Raw genomic sequence first — 23,694 nt, forward strand, 5'->3', positions numbered from 1 at the left:
GCTTACCATAGTTCAGTGAATTAGGTCAAATTTTATGTTTAAAATTTGAGTCATATTCTCTGTTCTAATGGAATGATGGTAGTGCTGAATGTTGTGAAGATGTAATTTCTTTGAATCAGCAGAGATAAAATTAAACGAATGTATGTCTATAAGAAAATATCCCGTAAATATCAGTTTTTTGTCTGGTAATTACGGGATATTTTATCTCTGTATCCTTTTGATTTTAATTAATGATCACCGTTAAATCATTTCTTAGTTTTTGTCTAGGTCACGCAGTGCTTTTTGGGCGGCAACATTCATAATATTCCATGGACGGTCAAATCCTGGTTGGAAGAAGAAATCAGCATATGCGAGATCTTTCAAGGTCAATTTAGCCTGGATGGCTAAAGAGATGGCATTGATATTTTGCGTTACATCTTGAGTGGACAGGATCTGTGCACCCAAAATGCGAGTAGTTTGCGGATCGTAGGTCAACTTGAACCAAACCTTACCATTACCGTTTTCTGTCGGAACGAATGCTGGACGATAAGTGTCAGTAACTAAAGTGGATTTGGTTTCAATATTGAATTGATCTGCTGTACCTTCCTTGATCCCGGTAGAAGCAAATTTGTATTTGAAAATAGATAAAGCGCTTGAACCTGAAACAGCTGGAGTTTCAGCTTCGATACCGACAGCATTTTTACCGGCGATCCGACCTTGGCGACGAGCGTTTGTAGCCAGTGCGATCGGAGACTTCGTGCCATCTGTTGGTGCAAATTTGGCTAATGTTGCGTCACCAACAGCATAAATATCATCCTCGCTGGTCTTTTGATGGTCATCAACATTGATCATACCATGATCATCTAAATCGACTACGCCGGATAACCATGAAGTGTTTGGTCTGATACCAGTGGCAACTATCACTAGGTCTGCAGGGTAAGTTGCTTGATCGGTAACAACTTCCGTAACTTTACCATCCTGACCGGCAAATTTTTTAATAGCTTGGCCTGGAGCAGCCTTTATATCATGCTGTTCCATTTCTTTAGTAACTATATCTGTTAATTCCTCGTCTAGATATTTGGCCAATAAACGCGGCAGCATATCGACAACGGTTACGTGTTTACCAGCTTTTGCAAAAGTTTCTGCAGCTTCGATACCGATATAGCCTGCACCTATCACTACAACGTTTTGAACCCTTGGATCAACAGTTCTTTCTTTTAATTTAATTGCCCAGTCGCGTCCACGCATAGCATAGATATTCTTCAAGTCATTACCAGCCACTGGTAATGCAGCAGGTGTTGCACCAGAGCTGAGGATCAACTTGTCATAGTGCTCTTCACGTTTTTTACCGTTTGTGTGATCTATGACTTGAACGCTATGCTGTCTTGAATCAATTGAAGTGACTTCAGTTTCAGTAAAGACTGAAACTCCCTGAGCTCTCATACCTTCCGGTGTAGCATAACTAACGTCGTTAACATTTTTAACGACTCCTTCAAGGTAAAGCTGCATGCCACATGAGAGGAATGAAAGAAAGTCCCCTTTTTCATACCATTGAATTTCCGCATCTGGCTGATCTGCCAAGACCTCACGGACAGCTTCATAACCACCATGTGACGAACCTACTACAATAACTTTCATGAATAGAACTTCCTTTCTTTGAAAACAGAGTGAAGCGTGGCGCTCAGAAGACGAGCATTATCGGACTTGGACTTTATAGTGCGCAGTTTGCGCTGTGAAGTCCAAGTTAGATAAGCGAAATCTTCTGCCACGCGGAACTCGACTAAAAACAGAGTGAAATGTGACACAAATACTATTCATCATCTAAAATTCGTTCAAGACAAATTGTCCTTTTCTCACAAAATGATCAGTCTTGGAGAAAACTTAGTACTTTTCAAGAATTAAGCTTATACTCAAATGTTAAATAAACAGTTGCATCAATCACTAAAGGACGTCCAAATAAATAGATCATTAATGCTTTGTATGGTCTAAAAGTAACACATAAAATGTTTTAATTAAAGTAAAATAATCTATTAAATTTAAATTCACAAGTAACAAAATCTGGTTTAAAGTTGCGCGCAATATATTTTAAGGGACAGAAAAAAATTTTTGTGAAAAATAAAAGGCCTGCCGATTTGACAGACCTTTTATAAAATTTATAAGTTTGCAGGATTTTTATCCTGCAATTTTTATATTAGCTTTATCTTCTCGTACAATAACCTTTTCATAAACTAAGCACTCGTCGGTTGGAGTATAGATCCCGACTAATTCTCCAACTTGTGAGAAGCCAGCTTTAGTGATCACATGCTGCATAGCTTCATTTTTTTTATGCGTATCGATCCGGATACTATTGATCTGTGGATAATTGATAGATATTTCTTCGATGACTTTTTCGAAAAGTTGTGTCGCGTAGCCGTGTCCGCCATGGGCTGAATGAATAGCTACTCGATGGATCACTACATACCTATTAGAATCTGTTATCCAATGTCCCAACATATTGTCATAGACATGATCTGGGGCAGGAACTAGTGATAATGCTCCGACTGTTTGATGATCATTTGATTCAGCTAAAAAAGCAAAACCTTGTGCGATATCGTGTTCGATGTGTTCGCGGGAAGGGTATTCGCCTTGCCACTGATCGACACCCTTTTCAGCTAATTGATCACGTCCATCGGCTAAAATATCAACTATTTTGTCTAAGTCCTCCATTTTTGCTTGTCGCAGTTTCAATATTATTCCCTCTTTCTAAAATCGTCAGTCATAAGTCAGTTTAAGGTGAAAAATTTTGCTTATAAAAAATAAACTGTTTTTCGAGCCCGCCAGAGTGAGAGCAGGTAAAAAATGAACTCTTACGACTGCATGTTAAAACGCATAAAAATATTTTACTGAAAAAATGAATAGTTGCAAACAAATTATTACCGTTATTAGAAAAAATTAACGATGGTCTTCTTTTTTTCTATTTTTTTCGAGTAAACAAGGAAAACAGGCTAAAAGATTATAAAAAAATAGTTTTACGGTCTGGAGCAGTAAAAAATAACTAAAATGTGGTAAAATAATGATTGCGGTATCATTAGTGGCGAGTCAATGTTTATCATGAATTTATGAAAAGAGGGACTGGGTTATGGCGAGTAATGTATTTTTAGTGGCCCGTTGTGGTCGATTTAATTTACAATTAGATTTAAACAGCTTGATCCTTTCTCAAAATTTTCTAACTGATATTCATTGTGTTAGAAAGTTCCAACTTTCGATGCTTGAGGTTTTAAGTTTTTTGGACATAGTTGATAAATTTAATACAGAAAAATTTAAGGTCCACCAAGGGAACGGCGATCCTTATTGGTGTCATAGACTGTTAAGTTACATTGAAAAAAGTTATTTAGTCAAAGAAATCGAATTGCCTCAATGATGTAGATATTTTCCGTAAGAATTTTACTTTGCTGCTATTTGCATCATACGCCTTAGATTAATATTTTAAGGTCAATTACATAAAGCACGTCTTTCTTTGAGTGACTTAATTAGGTATTGGTTTGAAAGGGATCTTGATAATGGCTGGAGCGAATTACTTTAATTAAAATTTGCTCCAGTCTTTTTAAAATCTTGTTATCGGTAACATCGTTAATATAACGCTCACGTTGCTAGAATAGGTCGAAAAATAATTGTCCTTGGCTTTTGCCAATGCTATTATAAGCTGGTAAATATAGCGCTAACATGACTGTTTGATAATGATGTGGCAAATGAATAGGTGAGATTCAATTGCTTTTGAAAAAGTTAAAATGAGACAAGGAGGCAGGCGGCATGAAGCGAATTTTTGAAATCGACCCGTGGAAGATCGTTACTCATTCTTTGGATAAAGAAAATAAAAGACTGCAAGAAAGTATTACTAGTATTGGAAATGAATATATGGGAATGCGTGGAATGTTTGAAGAAAATTATTCTGGAGATACCCATCCGGGGATATACTTGGGTGGGATCTGGTATCCTGACAAAACCAGAGTAGGCTGGTGGAAAAACGGCTACCCCAGATATTTTGGCAAGGTGATCAATGCAGTTGATTTTGTCAGTCTCGATATTAAAATCAACGGGGGATCAATAGATTTAGCAAAAGATAAATTTTCGGATTTTTTATTAGAATTGGATATGAAACGTGGTCTGTTGACTCGAAGCTTTATTGTTTATAAAGGATCTGCCAAAGTCCAGGTAAAATCGGAAAGATTTGTTAGTGTGGCTTGTAAAGAGGTGTACGCTAACCGTTTAAAATTTAAAAACTTAGGCAATGAAGCGGTTGACATCAGTATTACTTCATTGATCGACGCCAACGTCTATAATGAGGATGCCAATTACGATGAACAGTTTTGGGGCGTTTTAGCTGCTGGATCTAGCCAAGAAAAGTTACAAATGACCGCACAAACTATTCCAAATGATTATGGGACACCTCGTTTTATGGTTGCTATGACTGCAGTTCACCATACTGACTTGCAGTATCAAACTCAATCAGAAGAAGTAAAAACTGTAAGTGCCAGTTGGGAAGGGCAGCTATCTGTAAATAAAGAGACGAGCTTTGAGAAAAAAGTAGTTGTGACGACTTCGAGAGATCACGCAGGACAAACACAGCTCGAAGAAGCAAATGCTGCTTTGGTTCAAAAACAGTCAAATGCACCATTTGAAAATTTGTTGGCAAAACACGTTGCGATTTGGGCTAAACGTTGGGAAAAATCTGATATTGTGATCGATGGTAATGAAGAGTCACAGCAGGGTATTCGTTTTAACTTATTCCAACTTTTTTCCACATACTATGGTAATGATAGTCGCTTGAATATCGGACCTAAAGGATTTACCGGAGAAAAATATGGCGGTGCAACGTATTGGGATACGGAAGCTTTTGCAGTACCGTTTTATTTAGGCGCAGCTCCTGCGATCGTTACGCGCAATTTGTTACAGTATCGGCATGATCAGTTAGGCGGTGCGTACCATAATGCTCAAGAACAAGGCTTAGAGGGAGCACTTTTCCCGATGGTGACCTTTAACGGGATCGAATGTCACAATGAGTGGGAGATCACATTCGAAGAGATCCACCGAAATGGTTCAGTTGCATATGCCATCTATAATTACACTCGTTATACTGGAGACCAAGAGTATGTTCATAATGATGGTTTTGATGTTTTAGTAGGCATTGCGCGTTTTTGGGCTGGCCGAGTCCACTTTTCTAAACGCCAGCAAAAATATATGATCCATGGCGTTACTGGACCGAACGAGTATGAGAATAACGTTAACAATAATTGGTATACGAATACTTTGGCCAAATGGTGCTTGGAATATACCGAACAAATTGCGCAAGAAGTTGAAGATAGAAAAATCCAAGACTTGCAGTTAACGAATGAAGAACGGCAAAAATGGCAAGAGATCAGTGAAAAGATGTATTTGCCATATGATGAAGAACTGGGGATCTTCGTCCAGCAAGATACATTTTTAGATAAAGATCTAACTCCAGCTAAATATTTACCACAAGAGCAATTGCCGCTTAATCAACATTGGTCTTGGGATCACATTTTGCGGTCACCGTATATTAAGCAAGCTGATGTTTTACAGGGGATCTATTATTTTATTGATCGATTTAGTGAGGACGAAAAAGAAAGGAACTTTGATTTTTATGAACCACTAACGGTTCATGAGTCAAGTTTATCAGCAGCAACTCATGCCGTCTTAGCTGCTGATCTGCACAAAGAAGAGAAAGCCTTTAAGATGTATTCACGAACTGCGCGCCTCGACCTGGACAACTATAATAACGATACTGATGACGGCTTGCACGTGACTTCAATGACCGGCTCATGGCTGGCGATAGTCCAAGGCTTTGCTGGAATGGGCGTTAAAGATGATCAGTTATTTTTTGCCCCATTTGTACCGCAACAGTGGGATGGATATTCCTTCAGACTAAATTTTAGAGGCAGGTTGCTTAGTGTCTCAGTGGACAAGCAGGGGACACACTTGAAATTAATGGCTGGTAAACCACTAGAAGTTATTTTAGCTGGTAAACCTGTGTCAGTTGAGATGGAGGTAGACGCAAAATGAAAGGTGTATTATTTGATTTAGATGGTATCTTGACTGATACTGCTAAATTTCATTTTGCTGCATGGAGCCGTCTTGCAAAAGAACAATTGTCAGTTGACCTGCCGGCAAAGTTTGAACAGGAATTAAAAGGCGTTAGTCGAGTCGATTCACTGGTGAGGATCATGACTTATGCGGGTATTAAAGATCGATATACCGATCAGCAAATCAAAAAGTTGGCTAATAAAAAGAATGGGTATTATGTTCAAGCAATTAGTGAATTAACTAAGACAGAAATTTTGCCGGGGATCGAAGGATTATTACAGGAATTGAAAGAACATCATGTTCTAACGGTGATCGCTTCGGCTTCGAAAAATGCGCCAATTATTTTGACTAAATTAGGGTTGAACGCATATTTCGATACGATAGTTGATCCAGCACAAATAGCTCACGGCAAACCTGCGCCTGATATTTTTTTGGCGGCTGCTGATTCATTAAATTTAGCACCTGATAAGTGTGTGGGGATAGAAGATGCAGTAGCCGGAGTAGCAGCAATTAAAGCAGCAGGATCAGTAGCAGTAGGTGTAGGAGATAAAGATGAACTTGCCCAAGCGGATATAGTTGTTTCTTCGACCACTGCTTTGAATTATTCATTATTAGAGAAAACTTTTTTAAAAAAACAACAAAAGTAATAGAAATTAACGTAGCTGGCAATATATGTTGCCAGCTAGTTTTTAATTTTCCCTTTTCTTATGAAGCTCGACTAAAAAAGGTGCAGCAAGCAGTAAAAAGTGAGAATTATCGTGAACTGGTAAATTAGTGTGGTTAAATCAGGATGGCTGAAACTTTCTGTTTTATGTAACCTGACTAAGAAATGAGATTGAAGAAAATAGCAAAAGAATCTATCATTATGTATGCATATAAGCGGAATTTATTATGGTGAAGAGCTAGGTATGACAGTAGGTGTTTTGAATGACCCGACAGAATTTGAAGATCCAAGTGCTTTAAGTTTCATGAAAACAGGGATAGAAAAAGGATTTGAGCCTGCTAAGTTACTTAAAAGTTTATCCGCAAGTCATAAAATGGGAGCTCGCAGCGTAATGCAGTGGACTGATGGGGTGAATGCCGGCTTTTCAGATCAGACTCCATGGTTAGATGCTAAGGGGAACGGAGTCAACGTTTTATTAGAAAAGAAAGATCCAAATAGTGTGTTGAATTTTTACTCTCAGGTATTGTTGCTTAAGAAAAAACAACTATATACAATCGGTCAAATAGTTTTTGATCTATCTGAGCCGGATGTTTATGTTTATCGGCGCTCTTTTGATACGCATCATGCTTATGTTTTTTGCAACATTTCTTCTAAAGAACAAGGACTAAAACTTCCGTTTACGAATTCAAGTCTACGGATAAAATTAAAAAATCAAGCTGAATTTAACCGTTCTACTGGCAAAATAAAGCTAGCAGCCTATGGTACACTTGTTTTAGAAAAATAGAAGGTATTGTATCGGTTGGAATTTAAAAACTACATTGAAACGGAAAAATTTTTTACTTACTTTTTTGACTAATTATTTTTGGAGGTAAATTATGGAAACTGCTGCATTATATCATCGTCCTGATAGTGAAATGGCTTATTTAAGAGACCACGAGCATTTTCAGATCCGGTTGAAAACAAAACATGATGATGTTAAGAAAGCCGAGTTGTTATATGGGGATCCCTATGGGACAAAAGTCAACGAAAAAGATGAGGGGCTGTGGGAGCATAAGACTGTTGAAATGAATCTTACACATGCCTCTAAGCAGCATGACTATTGGATCACTGAAGTTACGATGCCACTGAGAAGGCTGCAATATGCATTCCACGTTTATGGTAATGATGGGCAAGAATATCTTTACGATGATCGGCGGATTTATCGTTATAGTGAAGTGGGGATAGAAAAGTTATCCTGTTTTCGGATGCCTTATTTACATGAATGTGATCGGATAAAGACTCCAGAGTGGGTTGCTGACACTGTTTGGTATCAAATTTTTCCAGAAAGGTTTGCTAATGGCGATCATGCTAATGACCCAGAAGGAACTTTGAAGTGGGGTAGTACCGAACCGACTCCCGAGAATTTCTTCGGTGGTGATCTGCAAGGTATTATCGACCATTTAGATCACTTAGAAAACCTTGGGATCAATGGATTATATCTGTGCCCAATTTTTACAGCTCATTCTAATTATAAGTATGACACTATCGATTATTTTAACGTTGATCCTAATTTTGGAGATAAGGAGACACTGAAAGAGTTGATCGACAAAGCGCATGAGCGTGGAATGCATGTCATGTTAGATGCTGTTTTTAATCATATGGGCGATTTTTCTATGCAATGGCAGGATGTGCAAGAATATGGCAAAAATTCACGGTTTGCAAGCTGGTTTCACATTCGTGATTTCCCAGTTTCTTACGAAGAAACAGACAATTTTGAGTTTGCTAAAAATTTAAATTACGATGTTTTTGCCAATACACCCCATATGCCCAAAATTAATACGGCAGATCCAGCAGCAAGAGAATACTTACTGAACGTTGCCACTTATTGGATCGAACAATTTGATATTGATGGCTGGCGTCTTGATGTAGCTAATGAGATCGATCATGAATTTTGGCGGGATTTTTACGCAAGAACTCACGCGCTCAAAAATAATTTTTACGTACTGGGTGAAGTCTGGCATTCTGCACAAGAGTGGGTAGGACATAAGGAATTTGACGCTGTCATGAATTATTCCTATACTGAACCGATCATTTCACACTTTGTCAAAAAAGAATTAACTGCGGCTGAAATGGTTGACATATTGCAAGAGCAATTGATGTTGTATCGTGACCAGTCCAACCGTGTAATGTTTAATGCTTTAGATACACACGATACAGAGCGGATCTTAACGCTTTGTCAAGGGAATAAAGAACTCGAAAAACAAGTGTTGACCTTTATGTTTACTCAGGTAGGAGCACCTTGCTTATATTACGGAACAGAAGTAGGTATGGATGGGGGAGCTGATCCAGATTGCCGTAAGTGCATGGTTTGGGATAAACGCCAGCAAGATGAAGAGATGTTTCAGTTTAGCCAAAAGCTGGTAAAAATGCGGCGTGAATATACGCAATTGTGGTCTAAGGGGAGAATTGAATTTAACCCCTTGGATGAAATGTCAGACCTTATTATCTTTAAGCGACATTATCGCGATACTACAGTCACATGTGTTTTTAATACCGGGACACAGCCACAAAAATTCGTTTTAATGGATAGTGACAAAATAATCTTGCAACAAAATGTTACTGAAAGTTGTTATGTCGGACCTGATGGCTTTTGCATAATTCGAGAAAGTTAACGTTAAAAAGTGTTACCGGTAACATCGAGAAGAATGGGCTTTTAATATGGAAAAATGTTGACCTACACGGGATTATGAGAGTTGGACCCGCAAAAGAATTCGTACTATTCGAAAAAATTAAATAAATGAATTAAAATGAAGGTGTAAGGAATTATTAAATGGAAAGGGGTAAGTAGTTATGACAAAAACTGCTGCAGTAATGATAGCAGATGGGTGTGAAGAGGTTGAGGCCTTAAGTCCAGTTGATGTCCTTCGGCGTATAGGTGCGACGGTAGATATGGTCGGCTTAGGTAAATCTCAGATCACTAGTGCGCACGGCGTCACATTAACTTGTGACAAAGTTTTGGACGACAGTTTGTTAGATTATGATATAGTCATCTTCCCTGGTGGAACTACCGGGGCCAAGAATTTGCGTGATAATGATCAGTTGATGGGATTAATGCAAAAACGTGCTCAACAAAAGAAATGGAATGCGGCAATGTGCGCTGCTCCAACGGCATTTTCACGATATGGCTTGTTAGATGGCCATAATTATACGGTTTTTCCAGGACTTGAAGGACAGATCCAAGAAGAAGCTAAAAACGCAACGCATACCGACAATATTGTCGAAATTGACAGGGATGCTAACTTGGTAACGAGTCGTGGACCCGCAACTGCATTTGCTTATAGTTATGCAATTGCCGAAAGCCTTGGGTATGATACTACAGACGTAAGAGAGGCCATGCAATACAATTATTTGGTTGATAATATTAAATAATTATTTGTAAAGACTTTTGTTACCTGGCAAAATTTGGGGGCGTTCTATCATGAAAAAAACGATCCTAAGAGTAACAATTGCTTTCTTTGCCTTATCGCTAGCGGGCTGTGGAACGACGAATGATAATGCTAAAAGCAGCTCGACGACCAGTGTAAAGACAGAGCAAAAGAAAGACAAAAAGTCTGTTTCAAAAAGAAGTGCGCAAAAGAAGTCGGATAAAACAAGCAGTTCGCAAAGTAGTCTAGCTTCGTCTAGTGTGAGTTCGCAAAGTTCATCGTCCAGTAATGGACAACAAAGTGAACCGTCGACCAATGAACCACGCTTAGTTTCGCTTAATGGCGATTTAAATCGGAGTTTAGGCCACGTATTGTTACCTGAAAAAGATGGATTAGGACAAGGAAGCTCCAAGTTAAACATTAGATTTTCGGGAGATAGTGCGAACTATGTTATAAACTACAGTGTTGGTAGTAAGGCACGTCCTTTAAACGATCCAGCTCTTCAAAATGAAGTACCATATGCAACATTTACGAAAAAAACGTATGGTTCTTTTGATGATGCTAAAGCGGCTATCAATTATCATTCAGGTAGCGATGATCAGGGCTTACCCAAAGTTGGTTTAGGTCATAATATTTCTGGGGTGATCGATTCCGGTGCTGGTAATCGTTACTTACATTGGAATGAAGGTCAGTGGTCGTTCGTTGTTCATGCAGCTGCAGTGAATGGTGAAGATCCTACTTCAATGGCAAAACAGGTCGTAGAATTACTTGAAAGCTCATATTTACCAGCACCGAAGTCAGTAGGTGCAGGTGAGTTTGATGTCAGTGGTAACAATAAATTGACCTGGCAAGATGGGCAAACAGTCTATTCATTGACAGGCAAAAGCGCCCGGACGCTTATCACGATGGCTGCAAGTATGCAATAAGTAAATTGAAAGCTCAAAAGGTAGTGAAATTCCTGCCTCTTGAGCTTTTTCGGCATAGATTTAAAGTACAGCGATATAATTTAATAAAATGTGTCAGGTGCTGTTTCGTAATTGTTAAGGCATTAGGGTGCTTAAATTTAGTTGGTACTTTTCAATACTTTGAAGTAGTTACCGCACAGAGTACAAATTGAGAAAGGACACGAAAGCAATGATAGAATTTAGTGACTTTACTAAACAATATATCGCCGGCAAATGGGTCGATGGTAATGACACTGAACATGTCACGATCGATACTGATCCATATAACGGTGAACAATTAACGAAGATCCAAGGAGCTACTAAGGAAGATGTTGATCACGCTTATTCGAGTGCCATCGATGCGCAGACTAAATGGGGTGCATTGACTGCTGCCGAAAGAATAACAGTTTTGGAAAAGGCAATTTCATTTATGACAGAAAAGCATGACGAGATCGTCTCTTTGTTAATTAAGGAATCTGGTAGTACCCGTGTTAAAGCAGAGTTTGAGCTGTTTTCAGCGATCAATATTACCAAAGAGTCCTGTGATATTGCCCGTCACTCAGAAGGTAAAATAATGCAGCCAGCATACCCGGACCAAACGAACCTTGCTTTTCGTGAGCCTTTAGGAGTGATTGGTCTGATCAGTCCGTGGAACTTTCCGTTTCATCTGACAATGAGATCGCTAGCTCCTGCTTTAGCGTTAGGAAATAGTGTGGTCCTTAAACCAGCAAGTGATACCCCTGTTACTGGTGGTTTGATCTTCGGTAAGATTTTTGAGACAGCAGGACTACCTCAAGGAGTGCTTAATGTTACTGTTGGTGCTGGGTCTGTTATCGGTGACTATTTCGTTTTGCATCCAGTTCCAGGGTTAATTTCTTTTACGGGTTCTTCTGCAGTTGGCCGAGGGATCGGTCAAAAAGCAATGCAAGCGCCTGTTATTAAAAAGACTTCCCTCGAGCTCGGAGGGAATGCTCCGATCGTGATTTTAGATGATGCAAACTTAGATGATGCTGCTCATGGAGCCGCTGTTTCTAAGTTTTTGCACCAAGGGCAGATCTGTATGGCCGGCAATCGTTTGATCGTTGAAGAGAAGATATACGGCCAATTTATGTCTCTGTTAAAAAAGTATGTTGAAGATCTTAAGGTCGGTGACCCTAATGATCCACAAACAGTCGTGGGTCCGATCATTAACCAAAAGCAGACAAAAGATATTTTGAATAAGATCGACCAAGGAGTAAAAGACGGTGCAACAGAATTTATCAAGGGAAAACATGACGGAAATTTGATTTGGCCAACCGTTTTGACTGATGTTGATCCAGATTCTAAGTTAGCTCAAGAAGAAATTTTCGGGCCCGTTTTCCCAGTGATCAAAGTTCATGATGACGCTGAAGCATTACGTGTAGCAAACAACACTGAGTATGGTCTTTCAAGTACCGTTTACACTCAAAATATGGAACGTGGGATTAAATTTTCTCGTGAGATCGATGCAGGTATGACCCATATCAACGATGTTTCTACGGATGATCAGTCATATGTGCCATTTGGCGGCGAAAAGAATTCCGGCATTGGCCGTTTCAATGGTGAGTGGGTCTTAGATGAATTCACGCGGATGCATTGGATCACATATCAAAGCAAACCACATGACTATCCGTTTTAGTGTTAGTTAAATGAACACTTTTAGCAGGATTAAGGCTAGTTAAGTTAAAATAATTTTTTCATAGGGGCATCTTACCCCCAGTTTTACATAAAATTAAGGCTTACTGTGATCAGAAAACAGTAAGCTTTTTTGTTGATATCATGATTGTCCGAGGTACAAATTATGTTTCAAGATCATTTAGCGATTTATCTAAAGCTAAGGGATAAATACTTTTCAATTTGTCTCAAAAAAAGTTATAGCTAGTGAGTTTTCTTGGGTCCCTTTCTTGTGGGTAGGTCTAGGAATGACAACTGCTCTCATTTAAATTTAAAATATTAATCATCATCCTTATCTACTAAAACTACTCCTTCAGGGGGATTCTCATCGATGGCGCCCACGATTTTATGTGGGACGTAGAGTTCTTCAAGATAATTGATATCTTCAGCGGCTAATTTTAATTTAAAAGCACCAACTGCGTCATCCAAGTATTTTGCTTTCGTTGCACCAATGATCGGTGAAGTTACGCCTTTAGCCCATTGCCAAGCGATCGCTACCTGTGCCATAGTTACTCCATATTTGCCTGCGATCTCATACACACGTTTGGCAATTTTCTGGTCATTTTCTTGAGTGTGGTCATATTTGCCGCTCGCAACACGATCGGTTTTACTGCGTAACGTATCAGCTAACCAAGTTGGTCTGGCCAATCTGCCAGAGGCTAATGAACTGTATGGCATTAAAGAAACGTCCATTTGCTTGCAAATAGGGATCAACTCATGTTCATCCTCACGGTATAAAAGGTTATAATGATTTTCCATAGCCGAGAAAGGTGTCCACCCGTGGTCACGTGCTGCTAACTGCATGTTGTAAAACTGGTAACCATACATTGCGGATGCACCGATCGCACGAACTTTACCTTCTTTGACTAGTCCGTTTAAAGCTTCCATAGTTTCCTCGATCGGTGTTTCATAATCGAAACGGTGAATAAGATAAAGATCTAAATAATCTGTCCCTAATCGCTTTAAAGTTCCATCTATTTCACGATTAATTGCAGTTTTGGATAGGCGACCTGGATTAAAATATAGTTTAGAAGCGAGCACTACTTGATCACGAGCAACATTATTTTTGAGTGCTTTACCAAGATATTCTTCTCCCGTCCCTTTTGAATAACCATTAGCCGTGTCAAAAAAGTTGAATCCAAGATTTAAAGCATGTCTTACTATTTGGTCAGTTTGTGGTTGGTCTAAACTCCAGTCATGCATTGTTCCAGGTTTGCCGAAACTCATCCCACCAACACAAAGCTTGGACACTTTAAGATCTGTATTGCCGATATTTTCGTATTCCATCATTAACCCAGCTCCTTCTTTTATAATGCTTAGTCTTTTGATCTTAGGATAACTTGAGCGGTCTAATAATCTTTGCCGGCGTTCCTGCTACGATCATATTAGCTGGAACGTCTTTAGTTACGACTGCCCCTGCACCAACGATCGCATTCTCACCGACAGTTATTCCTGGAAGTACCGTAGCTCCTGCGCCGATCCAAGCTCCCTTTTTGATATGAATAGCTTTTAAAATCATATTCTGACGTTGTCCTGGTGCTTTTTCATGGTTAATAGAAAGCAGCGACACACGCGCAGCCAACAAAACGTTATCTTCCAAATAGATCCCGCCAAGGTCCATGAACATACAATCACGGTTAATAAATACATTATCACCAATAAAGGTATGGGCTCCAAGGTCGACTTGAAAAGGAGGATTGATCCTGAAGGACCTTGGGATAGGGTAGCGTAAAATTTTCTCCATTGCTTTGAGTTGTTCTTCTTTAGCAGCAGCTTGGTTAAGTTTCAACAAATTAACTGTTGTTTGTGAAACAATATCATCTACTTGTTTTTGTAGTGAACTCGTGAAAACAACTTTACCCCCATCAATTAGCCCTTTTAAAATAGGTTCTTCCATAATTGTCTGACCACTCCTTTAGTATTATTTTAAGCGGTTACCATCATGATGTCTAATACCTATTATTTATGGTATATTATACTTCAAAAGCATAGGAGTTGATATAATGGAATTACGCGTGTTGCGCTACTTTTTGGCAATTTTAGATTCAGGTAATATTTCGCAAGCTTCAAAGAAGTTACATCTTTCTCAACCAACTATTTCGCGCCAAATTACAAATTTAGAACAGGAGTTAGGAACACTGCTTTTTATTCGGAAGCAACGTACAATGATCTTGACTGCGGCAGGAGAATACTTTGCTAAACAAGCACGTCAGATTTTGGCTTTAGCAGATAAAACTAAGGCAAATATTCATAAAAAGCAGGAGATTTCTGGTACTATCTCGATCGGCTGCGCGGAAACTCCGATGTTTACTACTATCGCACGTTGTATTAAACGACTACGCACTAAATTTCCGAAGGTAAAGGTCACTATTCACGGTACAGATGCTGATTCAACCTATAAATATTTAAAAAATGGGATCTTTGATTTTGGATTGATTATGGAACCTAGCGATAAATCTAACTATAACTTTATGACCTTACCTGGAAAAACTGAGTGGGGTGTGCTAACTCGGAAAGATTCAAATCTTGGGAACAAGGAAACTATAACTGCACAGGACTTGAACCGCCAAGAGATGATTTTACCCCGGCAGCATAGTGAACAACCGCAATTTAGTGATTGGGCAGGAAATAATAAGAGTAAATTCAAACGAGTTGCGACATATAATCTGTTAAATAATGCGGCGCTCCTTGTTCAAGAAAGAGTGGGGCATGCTTTATGTTTGGCTCATGTTGTCAATACCGCTCAGTCAGAGTTAACCTTTGTTCCACTAGCGCCTACTCTAACTGCGAAAGCCAGTTTGATTTGGCCTAAGGAAGTTTTGTTGTCAGATGCAAGTAGGCTTCTTTTACAAGAGCTGCAGGCTAGTGACTAAAAAGTATTTATGAGATCTGAAAATATTATACTTTTAGTCGTGAATTTGGAAGACGATAATAATAGAAAAGCGGTGGTCTGTGTATGAAAATAGCTGTTGTGACTGATTCAGCTAGTTGTTTAACAGATGAGGAAATTCAAAAATATAATATAAGGGTAGTTCCTATCACGGTAATTTTTGAACGACAAACTTACTTAGAAAATGTAGATCTTACGGCGACTGAATTTTATGACAAGATGAAGAATGAAACTACCTTACCGACAACGACCCAAATCACGCCTGCTCAAATGCAGGAAACTTATGATCAGTTAGCTGCTGAGGGGTATGATGCTGTGATCAGTATTCATTTGTCATCAGGAATTACCTCATTTTACGAAAATTTGCTTAATTATTTACCTGAAATAACGAATATTAAAGTATATCCGTTCGATTCACGACTTGCTGCAGCGGCAGAAGGTGGGATGGCAAAATTGGCAGTCCGATTAGCTGGTGCGGGTTATTCACCAGAAGATATTATTCATGAGTTAGAAAAATTTCGTGAAACCACCAAAGCATACTTGGTAGTTGATGACCTTTCACATTTGGTAAGAACTGGGCGTTTGTCTAATGCTTCAAGATTTGTTGGAAGTTTGCTTAAGATCAAACCGGTTTTGACTTTTACAAAAGAAGGACAGATCTTGGCACTTGAAAAAGAACGGACAATGAAAAAAGCCTATGGCTCGATCAAAGATAAATTTGCCAATGCTAATGCAAAAGCACAGATGCCTTTACGGTTAACGGTCATTCACGCGGGTGTTCCGGAGACAGAAAAAAGTTGGTATGATGATATGCGGCAAAGTTTTCCAGACGCAACGATGGAGACAAGTGAATTAGGACCAGTGATCGGTGTTCATGTCGGTCGAGGAACGATGGCTCTTTTATGGTGCTATGATTGGGAGCAGTGGCCGCTTGATCCTGAAAAATCTGAAGGATAAAAATTTGCATAAGAAAATCATTACTGAGCTTGGCGGGCAAAACCGGTAGTAAGGGAATTGTAGTTGAAGGGCGCATTTTCAGTTTAAATTTGATAGAATGTCAATGTAAGTAACTTATAAAAAGTTATTATTAAGGATTATAAAGGAGAAGCAAAATGGACAAAATTATTTCTTCATGTACAACGATCCTTGCTGGAAAAAAAGCAACGATCGATGGTTCTACTTTAGTGGCTCGGACAGAAGACCACAGTGATGACGCAGAACCGCAAAAATTCATCGTGGTTGAACCAAAAGATCAACCGAAACATTATTCTGCAAAACTTTCAAAGTTTGAGATCGACTTGCCTGATGACCCTATGCGCTATACAGCTACACCGGATTCCGATAACTCACATGGTATCTGGGCTGGTGCTGGGATCAACAGTGAAAATGTTGCGATGTCAGCCACTGAAACAATTACAACTAATTCACGTATCTTGGCTGTTGATCCACTGGTCAAAGATGGTTTTGGCGAAGAAGATATGCCAACGCTTGTTCTTCCGTATATCCATTCAGCTCGTGAAGGCGTTAAAAGAATGGGCGAACTCCTGACGCAATATGGAACGTACGAATCGAACGGAATGGCCTTTTCAGATAAGGATGAAATTTGGTATCTAGAAACATATGGTGGACATCATTGGGCTGCCATCCGTATCCCTGACGATGCTTATGTAGTTGCCCCTAATCGTTCAAATATCGATAACTTCGATTTTGGTTCGCCGGACGCAATGTATTCTGAAGATCTCGAACAACTGATCAATGACAACTTTATGAATCCAGATACAGAAGGATACAACTTCCGTCACATCTTTGGTTCAGCAACGGTCAAGGATACCCGTTACAACGACCCGCGTGCATGGTATATTCAATCATACTTTACGCCAAGCGTTGAACAGGACCCGCAAGATCAAGAACTGCCTTTCATTTGCCATGCTGACCGTAAATTGGCTATCGAAGACCTGAAGTGGGCTATGAGTTCTCACTATCAAAACACCGTCTTTGACCGTTATGGTGAAGGCGAATTAGAAGATAAGACACTTTTCCGTCCAGTTGGTATCAACCGGAATGAGGAAAGCCATATTTTGCAGATCAGAAACAATGTTCCTGAAGAAGTTGCAGCTATTCATTGGTTAGGTTTCGGACCGAATATCTTTAACTCATTTGTACCATTTCTGATAAACGTTACTGATACACCAGCTTCCTTCAAGAAAGCAACTGCAGAATATGATCCTAACACAGCTTACTGGTTGTCACGAACTCTGGGAACATTTGGCGATACAGACTTTTCATTATACAGCGATCTTGAATCCGACTTTGAACAAACAACTATGTCGCAGTGCCGTGCAGTTGTTGACCGTGTGACAAAAGAAGCTAAGGACGCTAAAGACATTGATGAATTATCAACTAAGGCTAACCAAGAAATGGCAGATATTTACATCAAGGAAAGTAAAAAACTCCTTGGTAAAATGGTTACAGTTGGTTCAGCACGCATGAAGTTGAAATTTTCCTTGCTTGACTAGTAGAACAAAATAAATAATTTAGAAACCTATCAGCTCCCCCATTTTAGCGAGGTGCCGATAGGTTTTTGTTGCGAAAAGAAGCAGCAAATCATTCCCAGGAGCTGTCACCTTTTTTTCTGTTTCTCAAGTGTTATGATACACATAGGGAGAGTTAAACAGAATAGGAGGCTTGTATCTTGACTAAATCAATCTCAGTAGAAAAATCAAGACAATTGGACCAAAAAACTATTAACGAGGTAGGTATTCCTTCGCTAGTTTTGATGGAACGTGCTGCCTTGAAGATATACGAGGATATGTTAGCAAATGATGCCCTTGATCTAACTAAAGTTCTGGTTATCGCCGGTAGCGGTAATAACGGGGGAGATGCTTTAGTGGTTGCGCGTCTTTTAGAAACACATGGCTTTGATACCAGCGTTTTGTTGGTAGGTAAACCAAAACATCGTAGTGAGCAGATGGAAAAGCAACTCCAGATATGCGATTACTACAACATTAAACATGTGTTTTTGGATGAAGATCTTAGTAAATATACTACGATAGTTGATGGTTTGTTTGGAAGCGGCCTTGCTCGTAATGTTGAAGGTGACTTTGCTACGGTGATAGATCATGCTAACGCTTCTGGCGTTAAGATCCATGCGATCGATATTCCATCAGGTCTAAATGGTGATACCGGTGAGGTGATGGGGACTGCAGTCAAAGCAACTAGTACTTCAACTTTGGCCTATGTAAAAGATGGCATGATCAAAGAAGGAACAAAAGAATATACCGGGCAAATTTTTATTGACGATATTGGCATCTATTTAAATGACCAGTATGACGGATAAAGAGCTCATTTTAAGGCTGTCGATCATTCGACGGTCTTTTTTTGCACTGATCAAAGTCGCTTATGACACAGAATGCAAGAGTGTGAGCTTTATCTAAGTCTTGACTTTTTTGCATCCGTTTAATATGATATATGTAACATACATCATATATATAAAGAACGGAGAATACGCGTGCAAATTAATGAACTTAATGAGAGCGATGCTGCTCGAGCGCAACAAATATTTAAGAGCCTGAGCAATCCAGTTAGAATGAAGCTTTTGTACGCTTTAGAAGAAGGCAAACAAAATGTTTCGACCATTTCAGAGCGCTTAGACCTAGAACAGTCCGTGGTATCACATCAATTGGCAACTCTAAGAAACAATCATTTGGTAGCTAGTGAACGGAGCGGTAAGCAAGTTTTTTATGAACTAGACGACCGCCATGTCCTGAGTATTCTAGATAGTGTTATGGAGCACGTCCAACATATTAAATAAAAGCTTTAGGAAGCCAAAACAGAGCGCAGCAAACCGCCTAGGCCTTGAGCATTATCGGAGGCAGGTACTATAGCGCGATTTTAAGCGATGTAGTACCTGCCTTGGATAAGCGAAAAGGCTTGGTTTGCGGAGCTCGACTATAAAAATAGAACGAAAGCAAGTCGGAAGAAAGTGAGCACTATCGAGTTCTGGCATTATATCACGATCCTCAGCTATGTGATGTCAGAGCTGGATAGACGGAACTTCTTGTCTTGTGTAGCTCGGCTAAAAGGAGTGACAGTTATGCATGAAATTGAGTCAGAAAAGCCGAAATTAACTAGTCGCAAATATCAAATCGGTATCTTCATCAATTTTGCTTTTATTATCATAGAGTTTATTTTTGGTGGGGTCGCAAATTCAATAGCCTTAGTTACTGATGCGGTACACAATATGGCGGATGTTTTATCTTTAGTGATATCTTTGGTCGCCATTTATTTGATGAAGAAAAAGCCAACAAAGCGGCATACTTATGGTTTTTATAACACAACGATCATGTCGGCTTTGACCAATTCGCTGATCTTATTTGTCAGTTTAGGGATCGTGATTTGGGAATCAATAGTTCGTCTAACCACTCAAGAAACTGGTGGTCAGCCTGTCGGGTGGTTAGTAGCAGTAGTTGCTATGAGTGGTGTAGTGATCAATGGATTGACAGCATTTTTAATGAATGGCAGTCAGGAGTTGAATGACCGTTCTAACTTTTGGCATTTCTTCGGAGATACTTTGTTGAGTTTGGTTGTTTTTGCTGCAGGTCTGGTCATAAGTTTCACTAGTTGGAGTTGGTTGGACCCGACGACTTCCATTCTCGCAGCTTCTTTTATTTTATTTAAATCCTGGAGCGTTTTGAAGGAATCTTTTGAAATGTCAACTAATGCTGTTCCTCAACGTTTAGAGAGTGCAGATATAGAAGGATATTTATTAAGGATCACACACGTGGTAGCGATCAACGACTTACACATTTGGCCATTGTCGACGACTGAAACTGCTTTGTCTGCACATATTGAGATCGATCAAAAGTCTGATTATTTTGAGACATTAGATCAAATAACAAATGGTATCAAAGAAAATTTTGCAATTGGCCATGTAACAATTCAATTGGAGACATGTGATAAAGAACATTGTGAGGCCAAAATTTAACAAGCACAGCAAGTTGGATAATTTGGTCAAAATAAAGTAGAAGTAAGCATGTAGGCAAAAAGATGCTCCTAGTTCCTCTAAAAATTTGGGACAGAAGTTTTACTGAATTTTAAGTCGAAATTTGCATAAATCAGTGTGGAATTTTTCTTAACTTTTTTTCAATTTTAGAAGAGTAGAAACATAAGTATTGGTTTTTTGTAAAAAATGATATATTTTATAAGGATGGATATTTGAAAAAGAGATTTTAATATACCATTATTTTGAGTTAAGAAGGTGCGGGCACTTTTATGGGCGCTAAAAAAAGAATACTATGGGTCGACTATGCAAAATGCATCGGTATTATCGCAGTGGTTGCTGGACATGCGATCAATAATGTTTCTGGAAAATCCTTAGATGTGGCCTATAATGCGATCTATTGGTGGCACATGCCATTGTTTTTCATGATGGGCGGCTTTTTTTTGAAGAAGATCTCCCTTGATCGAGATGGCTGGAGTTATTTGCTTGGACATCGAATCAGGCCCCTAGTTAAAGCGTATTTTTTAAATGGTGCAATTTTGATTCTTTTGAGCCATTTTTTTCGGCAACAATCCTGGGATTATACATTTTTATATTTTGCCAGGTTGATATACGGTGGCAGCACTTTAAATAATTATTTAAGTGTTTTTTGGTATATGACCACTTATGCTATTGCAGTTTTTTTGACGATCTTGTTGATCTCATGCGTAAAGCAGGTCTGGTTACAGTTCGTAATTGCAATAGCCAGCTTCTTTTTAGGGATAGCAGTTCAAGATGTGACGTTCTTTGGACGGGATTCTTTTCCTTGGAATGCCCAAATCGGACTATTAGCTGTTTTTTGGATGTTGTTAGGATATTATTTATTTAAGTTATTTCCGAAGATCCACTGGAATCATAAATTGGTTTATGCTGGGCTAGGTTTGATGTTCTTTGTTTTTCTGATATATTTGTATGCTAAAGGAAAGCTGGATTTCGTGTTGTGGCTTAAGTCCTCAACAGTCCACAGTGGGCTCCAAGCGTTTGCTATCCCACCGTTGTTATGTTTAGTCGTTTTTATTGTTTCTGAAGGGATCGAACGAGTCGGTGGTTTTATTCCAATGAAGTTTATTGGTCAAAATACCGATATTATCATGTTTTATCATAGAGCTGCGTTTGATATAACCACTTTAGCCTCTTTTATGGATAATTGGTATTTTAGGATCATAGTTGGATTAGCTACTCCGATCCTTTTAGCTTGGATAGTCCAGTGGTTTAAAAACAACAGGTTCAAAAAGAAGTCAACATCTGAGACGTAAAGTAGTCGTCGAAGTTATAAAGCACAAGTGGTTCACAATTTGTAAAAAGCAGTTAGGAAGGAAGAGTTATTCATTAGCAAGTGTAGTCAGTGGAGCAAAATCGGAATACTTGTAGGTGTGGGGCTCTTGTTTGCTGGTGCATTAGTTTGGTTTGGACATACTTATTCTGAAAGACAGAAATTAAGCAATTATAATATGTCATCTACACCAACTATTTTTATGCATGGTTGGTCCAGCAGTATTCGAGCTGAAGAACCATTAGTGAAGACAGCCGCAGAAAATCGGATCGTAACTGAAGAAGTAGTTGTGCATGTCACTAAGAACAATAAACTAAAGGTTGAGGGCAAACTGAAGAACAAAAAAAACAATCCCCTTATTTTAGTTCAATTTGATAATAATCGCGTGGGAGAATTTCGTTATGCGCGTGGTCTCCATCGGATAGTTATGTATTTGCAAAAGAAGTATGACCTTAAAGAATTTAATGTCGTGGGCCATTCTATGGGAGCTTATGCCTGGGTCTATTATGCGTTAAACTGGGGCAAAGACCCCAACTTGCCGCGCCTTAACAAAATGGTTGTGCTGGCAGGACCGTATGACGGGATCATAAACAAAGGACACGCCAATCAACCTGAGAATGGTGAACTAGCAGGTTTATGGGATGATTCACCGCGAGCAAACACGTTGAAGAAGAATGGTGAACCCAAAATAATTCATGATGAATATAAGACTTTGTTGAAACGGCGGAACGATTTTCCTAAAAATACAGAAGTGTTAAATATATATGGTGATCTAGGAGATGGGACTAAGTCCGATGGGTTGGTATCTGTGCCATCTGTCAGGTCATTACGGTACTTAGTCAATGGCCGTGCTAAATCATATGAGGAATATAAGGTCAAGGGTAAGCAAGGCCAACATAGTCGGTTGCACATTGACAACCCGGATGTCAGTGATAAATTAACTGATTATTTGTGGAAGAAAAAATAAGACACTAGTATTTGAGCGACAGCAAGCAAGAGAAAAATAAAAAATACCACCAGATTTCCAAAAAATACTGGAAATTTGGTGGTATTTTTTCAGGTTAAGTGACTTTTTGTCTCAGAATCATTTAGCAGCTATTTTAGATAATTAAATAGAGCAACGATTTTTCCAACTAGTAAAGCAGCTAGTATTGTTCCTTCACGAATTCCTGTAAGTGAATGAAAAACAATTAGAGAAATAGGCAAAGCAATCAGGACCATTCCGCTATCTACCCATATTTTAGTCGACGAAAAGGGCTTTTTTAGCCCAAGAGAGGTTGCTTTTGCTAGTCCTTCACCTGGTAAAACAATTGAGTGAGAAGAAATTTCTAGGTAAACACCAAAAGCTAAAATAACAACACTTAGTAGAGTTAGAACTAATTTTATTAAGTAGCTTTGTGCACTAACGAAAGAAAAAATTTGCATAAAAAGGTCGATAAAAAAACCAAATAGACAGCCAGGGATGATTTGCAAGAGATTAAGCAGGGAAAAATCTCTCCTTAAAAAAAGCGGTTCGATTGCAACAATGACTATCATAAAAAGAATTGTTAGAGTTCCGATCGAAATTGGAAAAATAAGGCTTAGGACATTAGGTATGCTAGCAATGGGGGAAGTACCCAAGCCAGCTATTTTGGATAAAGAAACTCCTGCTGCCATGAAAAATAAACCACTAATTAAAATGCAGATATTTTTAATTTTAAAAGCTTGTCGTAATTGAGTTTGCATAAAT

At 38.9% G+C, this 23,694-nt stretch carries 21 protein-coding genes; 16 read left to right on the top strand and 5 right to left on the bottom strand.

Annotated elements, in window-relative coordinates; all coding sequences use genetic code 11:
• Positions 1 to 252: 252 nt before the first annotated feature.
• Together AC3XNE_RS06150 and AC3XNE_RS06155 are read right to left on the bottom strand one after the other, a co-directional pair.
• The gene (locus tag AC3XNE_RS06150; RefSeq protein WP_489831234.1) at positions 253 to 1,617 is read right to left on the bottom strand and encodes an FAD-dependent oxidoreductase; all 1,365 of its coding nucleotides are present in this window, start codon (positions 1,615 to 1,617) and stop codon (positions 253 to 255) included.
• 534 nt (positions 1,618 to 2,151) lie between these two features.
• Positions 2,152 to 2,706, bottom strand: a complete 555-nt coding sequence (locus AC3XNE_RS06155) for a GNAT family N-acetyltransferase (RefSeq protein ID WP_489831235.1) — start codon at positions 2,704 to 2,706, stop codon at positions 2,152 to 2,154.
• Between the two features lie 391 nt (positions 2,707 to 3,097).
• Between AC3XNE_RS06155 and AC3XNE_RS06160 the strand changes: the two genes are divergently transcribed.
• From AC3XNE_RS06160 to AC3XNE_RS06195, 8 genes are all read left to right on the top strand, one after another.
• Positions 3,098 to 3,379: a hypothetical protein gene (locus AC3XNE_RS06160; protein WP_489831236.1), complete on the top strand. Its 282-nt coding sequence runs from the start codon at positions 3,098 to 3,100 to the stop codon at positions 3,377 to 3,379.
• A gap of 389 nt (positions 3,380 to 3,768) precedes the next feature.
• Positions 3,769 to 6,039, top strand: a complete 2,271-nt coding sequence (locus AC3XNE_RS06165) for a glycoside hydrolase family 65 protein (protein WP_489831237.1) — start codon at positions 3,769 to 3,771, stop codon at positions 6,037 to 6,039.
• Positions 6,036 to 6,707 (top strand): beta-phosphoglucomutase, encoded by a 672-nt coding sequence (pgmB, locus tag AC3XNE_RS06170; protein WP_489831238.1) that lies wholly within the window; start codon positions 6,036 to 6,038, stop codon positions 6,705 to 6,707. The genes AC3XNE_RS06165 and pgmB overlap by 4 nt, the downstream gene beginning before the upstream one ends.
• Before the next feature lie 222 nt (positions 6,708 to 6,929).
• Positions 6,930 to 7,508: an alpha-amylase family glycosyl hydrolase gene (locus AC3XNE_RS06175; protein WP_489831239.1), complete on the top strand. Its 579-nt coding sequence runs from the start codon at positions 6,930 to 6,932 to the stop codon at positions 7,506 to 7,508.
• Positions 7,509 to 7,599: 91 nt separating this feature from the next.
• Entirely contained in the window at positions 7,600 to 9,375 is a 1,776-nt protein-coding gene (locus tag AC3XNE_RS06180; protein WP_489831240.1) for a glycoside hydrolase family 13 protein, read from the top strand.
• A gap of 178 nt (positions 9,376 to 9,553) precedes the next feature.
• Entirely contained in the window at positions 9,554 to 10,132 is a 579-nt protein-coding gene (locus AC3XNE_RS06185; protein WP_489831241.1) for a DJ-1 family glyoxalase III, read from the top strand.
• Positions 10,133 to 10,181: 49 nt separating this feature from the next.
• Positions 10,182 to 11,054, top strand: coding sequence for a hypothetical protein (locus AC3XNE_RS06190; protein WP_489831242.1), 873 nt, complete (start codon positions 10,182 to 10,184; stop codon positions 11,052 to 11,054).
• A gap of 208 nt (positions 11,055 to 11,262) precedes the next feature.
• Positions 11,263 to 12,729 (top strand): aldehyde dehydrogenase family protein, encoded by a 1,467-nt coding sequence (locus tag AC3XNE_RS06195; RefSeq protein WP_489831243.1) that lies wholly within the window; start codon positions 11,263 to 11,265, stop codon positions 12,727 to 12,729.
• A 314-nt stretch (positions 12,730 to 13,043) separates the two neighbouring features.
• On the opposite strand, the gene AC3XNE_RS06200 is transcribed toward AC3XNE_RS06195, so the two are convergent.
• Positions 13,044 to 14,051 carry an aldo/keto reductase gene (locus tag AC3XNE_RS06200; RefSeq protein ID WP_489833380.1) on the bottom strand — a complete coding sequence of 336 codons (1,008 nt, stop codon included), beginning with the start codon at positions 14,049 to 14,051 and terminating at the stop codon, positions 13,044 to 13,046.
• Between the two features lie 43 nt (positions 14,052 to 14,094).
• A complete protein-coding gene (locus AC3XNE_RS06205) occupies positions 14,095 to 14,661 on the bottom strand; it encodes a DapH/DapD/GlmU-related protein (RefSeq protein WP_489831244.1) in 567 nt (188 codons plus the stop codon).
• A gap of 106 nt (positions 14,662 to 14,767) precedes the next feature.
• Between AC3XNE_RS06205 and AC3XNE_RS06210 the strand changes: the two genes are divergently transcribed.
• The 8 genes from AC3XNE_RS06210 to AC3XNE_RS06245 all read left to right on the top strand — a co-directional run bounded on the left by AC3XNE_RS06210 (position 14,768) and on the right by AC3XNE_RS06245 (position 22,932).
• A complete protein-coding gene (locus tag AC3XNE_RS06210; protein ID WP_489831245.1) occupies positions 14,768 to 15,637 on the top strand; it encodes a LysR family transcriptional regulator in 870 nt (289 codons plus the stop codon).
• 83 nt (positions 15,638 to 15,720) lie between these two features.
• Positions 15,721 to 16,611: a DegV family protein gene (locus tag AC3XNE_RS06215; protein ID WP_489831246.1), complete on the top strand. Its 891-nt coding sequence runs from the start codon at positions 15,721 to 15,723 to the stop codon at positions 16,609 to 16,611.
• A 155-nt stretch (positions 16,612 to 16,766) separates the two neighbouring features.
• On the top strand, positions 16,767 to 18,170 hold the full coding sequence (locus tag AC3XNE_RS06220) for a C69 family dipeptidase (protein ID WP_489831247.1): 1,404 nt from the start codon (positions 16,767 to 16,769) through the stop codon (positions 18,168 to 18,170).
• Positions 18,171 to 18,346: 176 nt separating this feature from the next.
• Positions 18,347 to 18,991, top strand: coding sequence for an NAD(P)H-hydrate epimerase (locus AC3XNE_RS06225; protein WP_489831248.1), 645 nt, complete (start codon positions 18,347 to 18,349; stop codon positions 18,989 to 18,991).
• 171 nt (positions 18,992 to 19,162) lie between these two features.
• Positions 19,163 to 19,465, top strand: a complete 303-nt coding sequence (locus AC3XNE_RS06230; protein WP_489831249.1) for an ArsR/SmtB family transcription factor — start codon at positions 19,163 to 19,165, stop codon at positions 19,463 to 19,465.
• A 282-nt stretch (positions 19,466 to 19,747) separates the two neighbouring features.
• Positions 19,748 to 20,638 carry a cation diffusion facilitator family transporter gene (locus AC3XNE_RS06235; protein ID WP_489831250.1) on the top strand — a complete coding sequence of 297 codons (891 nt, stop codon included), beginning with the start codon at positions 19,748 to 19,750 and terminating at the stop codon, positions 20,636 to 20,638.
• Positions 20,639 to 20,925: 287 nt separating this feature from the next.
• Positions 20,926 to 21,948 carry an acyltransferase family protein gene (locus AC3XNE_RS06240; RefSeq protein ID WP_489831251.1) on the top strand — a complete coding sequence of 341 codons (1,023 nt, stop codon included), beginning with the start codon at positions 20,926 to 20,928 and terminating at the stop codon, positions 21,946 to 21,948.
• A gap of 117 nt (positions 21,949 to 22,065) precedes the next feature.
• Positions 22,066 to 22,932 (top strand): alpha/beta hydrolase, encoded by an 867-nt coding sequence (locus AC3XNE_RS06245; protein ID WP_489831252.1) that lies wholly within the window; start codon positions 22,066 to 22,068, stop codon positions 22,930 to 22,932.
• Positions 22,933 to 23,060: 128 nt separating this feature from the next.
• On the opposite strand, the gene AC3XNE_RS06250 is transcribed toward AC3XNE_RS06245, so the two are convergent.
• A complete protein-coding gene (locus AC3XNE_RS06250) occupies positions 23,061 to 23,690 on the bottom strand; it encodes a YczE/YyaS/YitT family protein (RefSeq protein ID WP_489831253.1) in 630 nt (209 codons plus the stop codon).
• Between the last annotated feature and the right edge of the window lie 4 nt (positions 23,691 to 23,694).

This window comes from Ligilactobacillus sp. JN-6 (Y).1 (assembly GCF_058111525.1).

What these genes read in the sequence shown, in the direction of transcription:
- AC3XNE_RS06150 (WP_489831234.1), bottom strand. Translation starts at nt 1,617, where the DNA reads ATGAAAGTTATTGTAGTAGGTTCGTCACATGGTGGTTATGAAGCTGTC.
- AC3XNE_RS06160 (WP_489831236.1), top strand. Translation starts at nt 3,098, where the DNA reads ATGGCGAGTAATGTATTTTTAGTGGCCCGTTGTGGTCGATTTAATTTA.
- AC3XNE_RS06165 (WP_489831237.1), top strand. Translation starts at nt 3,769, where the DNA reads ATGAAGCGAATTTTTGAAATCGACCCGTGGAAGATCGTTACTCATTCT.
- pgmB (WP_489831238.1), top strand. Translation starts at nt 6,036, where the DNA reads ATGAAAGGTGTATTATTTGATTTAGATGGTATCTTGACTGATACTGCT.
- AC3XNE_RS06175 (WP_489831239.1), top strand. Translation starts at nt 6,930, where the DNA reads ATGCATATAAGCGGAATTTATTATGGTGAAGAGCTAGGTATGACAGTA.
- AC3XNE_RS06180 (WP_489831240.1), top strand. Translation starts at nt 7,600, where the DNA reads ATGGAAACTGCTGCATTATATCATCGTCCTGATAGTGAAATGGCTTAT.
- AC3XNE_RS06185 (WP_489831241.1), top strand. Translation starts at nt 9,554, where the DNA reads ATGACAAAAACTGCTGCAGTAATGATAGCAGATGGGTGTGAAGAGGTT.
- AC3XNE_RS06190 (WP_489831242.1), top strand. Translation starts at nt 10,182, where the DNA reads ATGAAAAAAACGATCCTAAGAGTAACAATTGCTTTCTTTGCCTTATCG.
- AC3XNE_RS06195 (WP_489831243.1), top strand. Translation starts at nt 11,263, where the DNA reads ATGATAGAATTTAGTGACTTTACTAAACAATATATCGCCGGCAAATGG.
- AC3XNE_RS06200 (WP_489833380.1), bottom strand. Translation starts at nt 14,051, where the DNA reads ATGGAATACGAAAATATCGGCAATACAGATCTTAAAGTGTCCAAGCTT.
- AC3XNE_RS06205 (WP_489831244.1), bottom strand. Translation starts at nt 14,661, where the DNA reads ATGGAAGAACCTATTTTAAAAGGGCTAATTGATGGGGGTAAAGTTGTT.
- AC3XNE_RS06210 (WP_489831245.1), top strand. Translation starts at nt 14,768, where the DNA reads ATGGAATTACGCGTGTTGCGCTACTTTTTGGCAATTTTAGATTCAGGT.
- AC3XNE_RS06215 (WP_489831246.1), top strand. Translation starts at nt 15,721, where the DNA reads ATGAAAATAGCTGTTGTGACTGATTCAGCTAGTTGTTTAACAGATGAG.
- AC3XNE_RS06220 (WP_489831247.1), top strand. Translation starts at nt 16,767, where the DNA reads ATGGACAAAATTATTTCTTCATGTACAACGATCCTTGCTGGAAAAAAA.
- AC3XNE_RS06235 (WP_489831250.1), top strand. Translation starts at nt 19,748, where the DNA reads ATGCATGAAATTGAGTCAGAAAAGCCGAAATTAACTAGTCGCAAATAT.
- AC3XNE_RS06240 (WP_489831251.1), top strand. Translation starts at nt 20,926, where the DNA reads ATGGGCGCTAAAAAAAGAATACTATGGGTCGACTATGCAAAATGCATC.
- AC3XNE_RS06250 (WP_489831253.1), bottom strand. Translation starts at nt 23,690, where the DNA reads ATGCAAACTCAATTACGACAAGCTTTTAAAATTAAAAATATCTGCATT.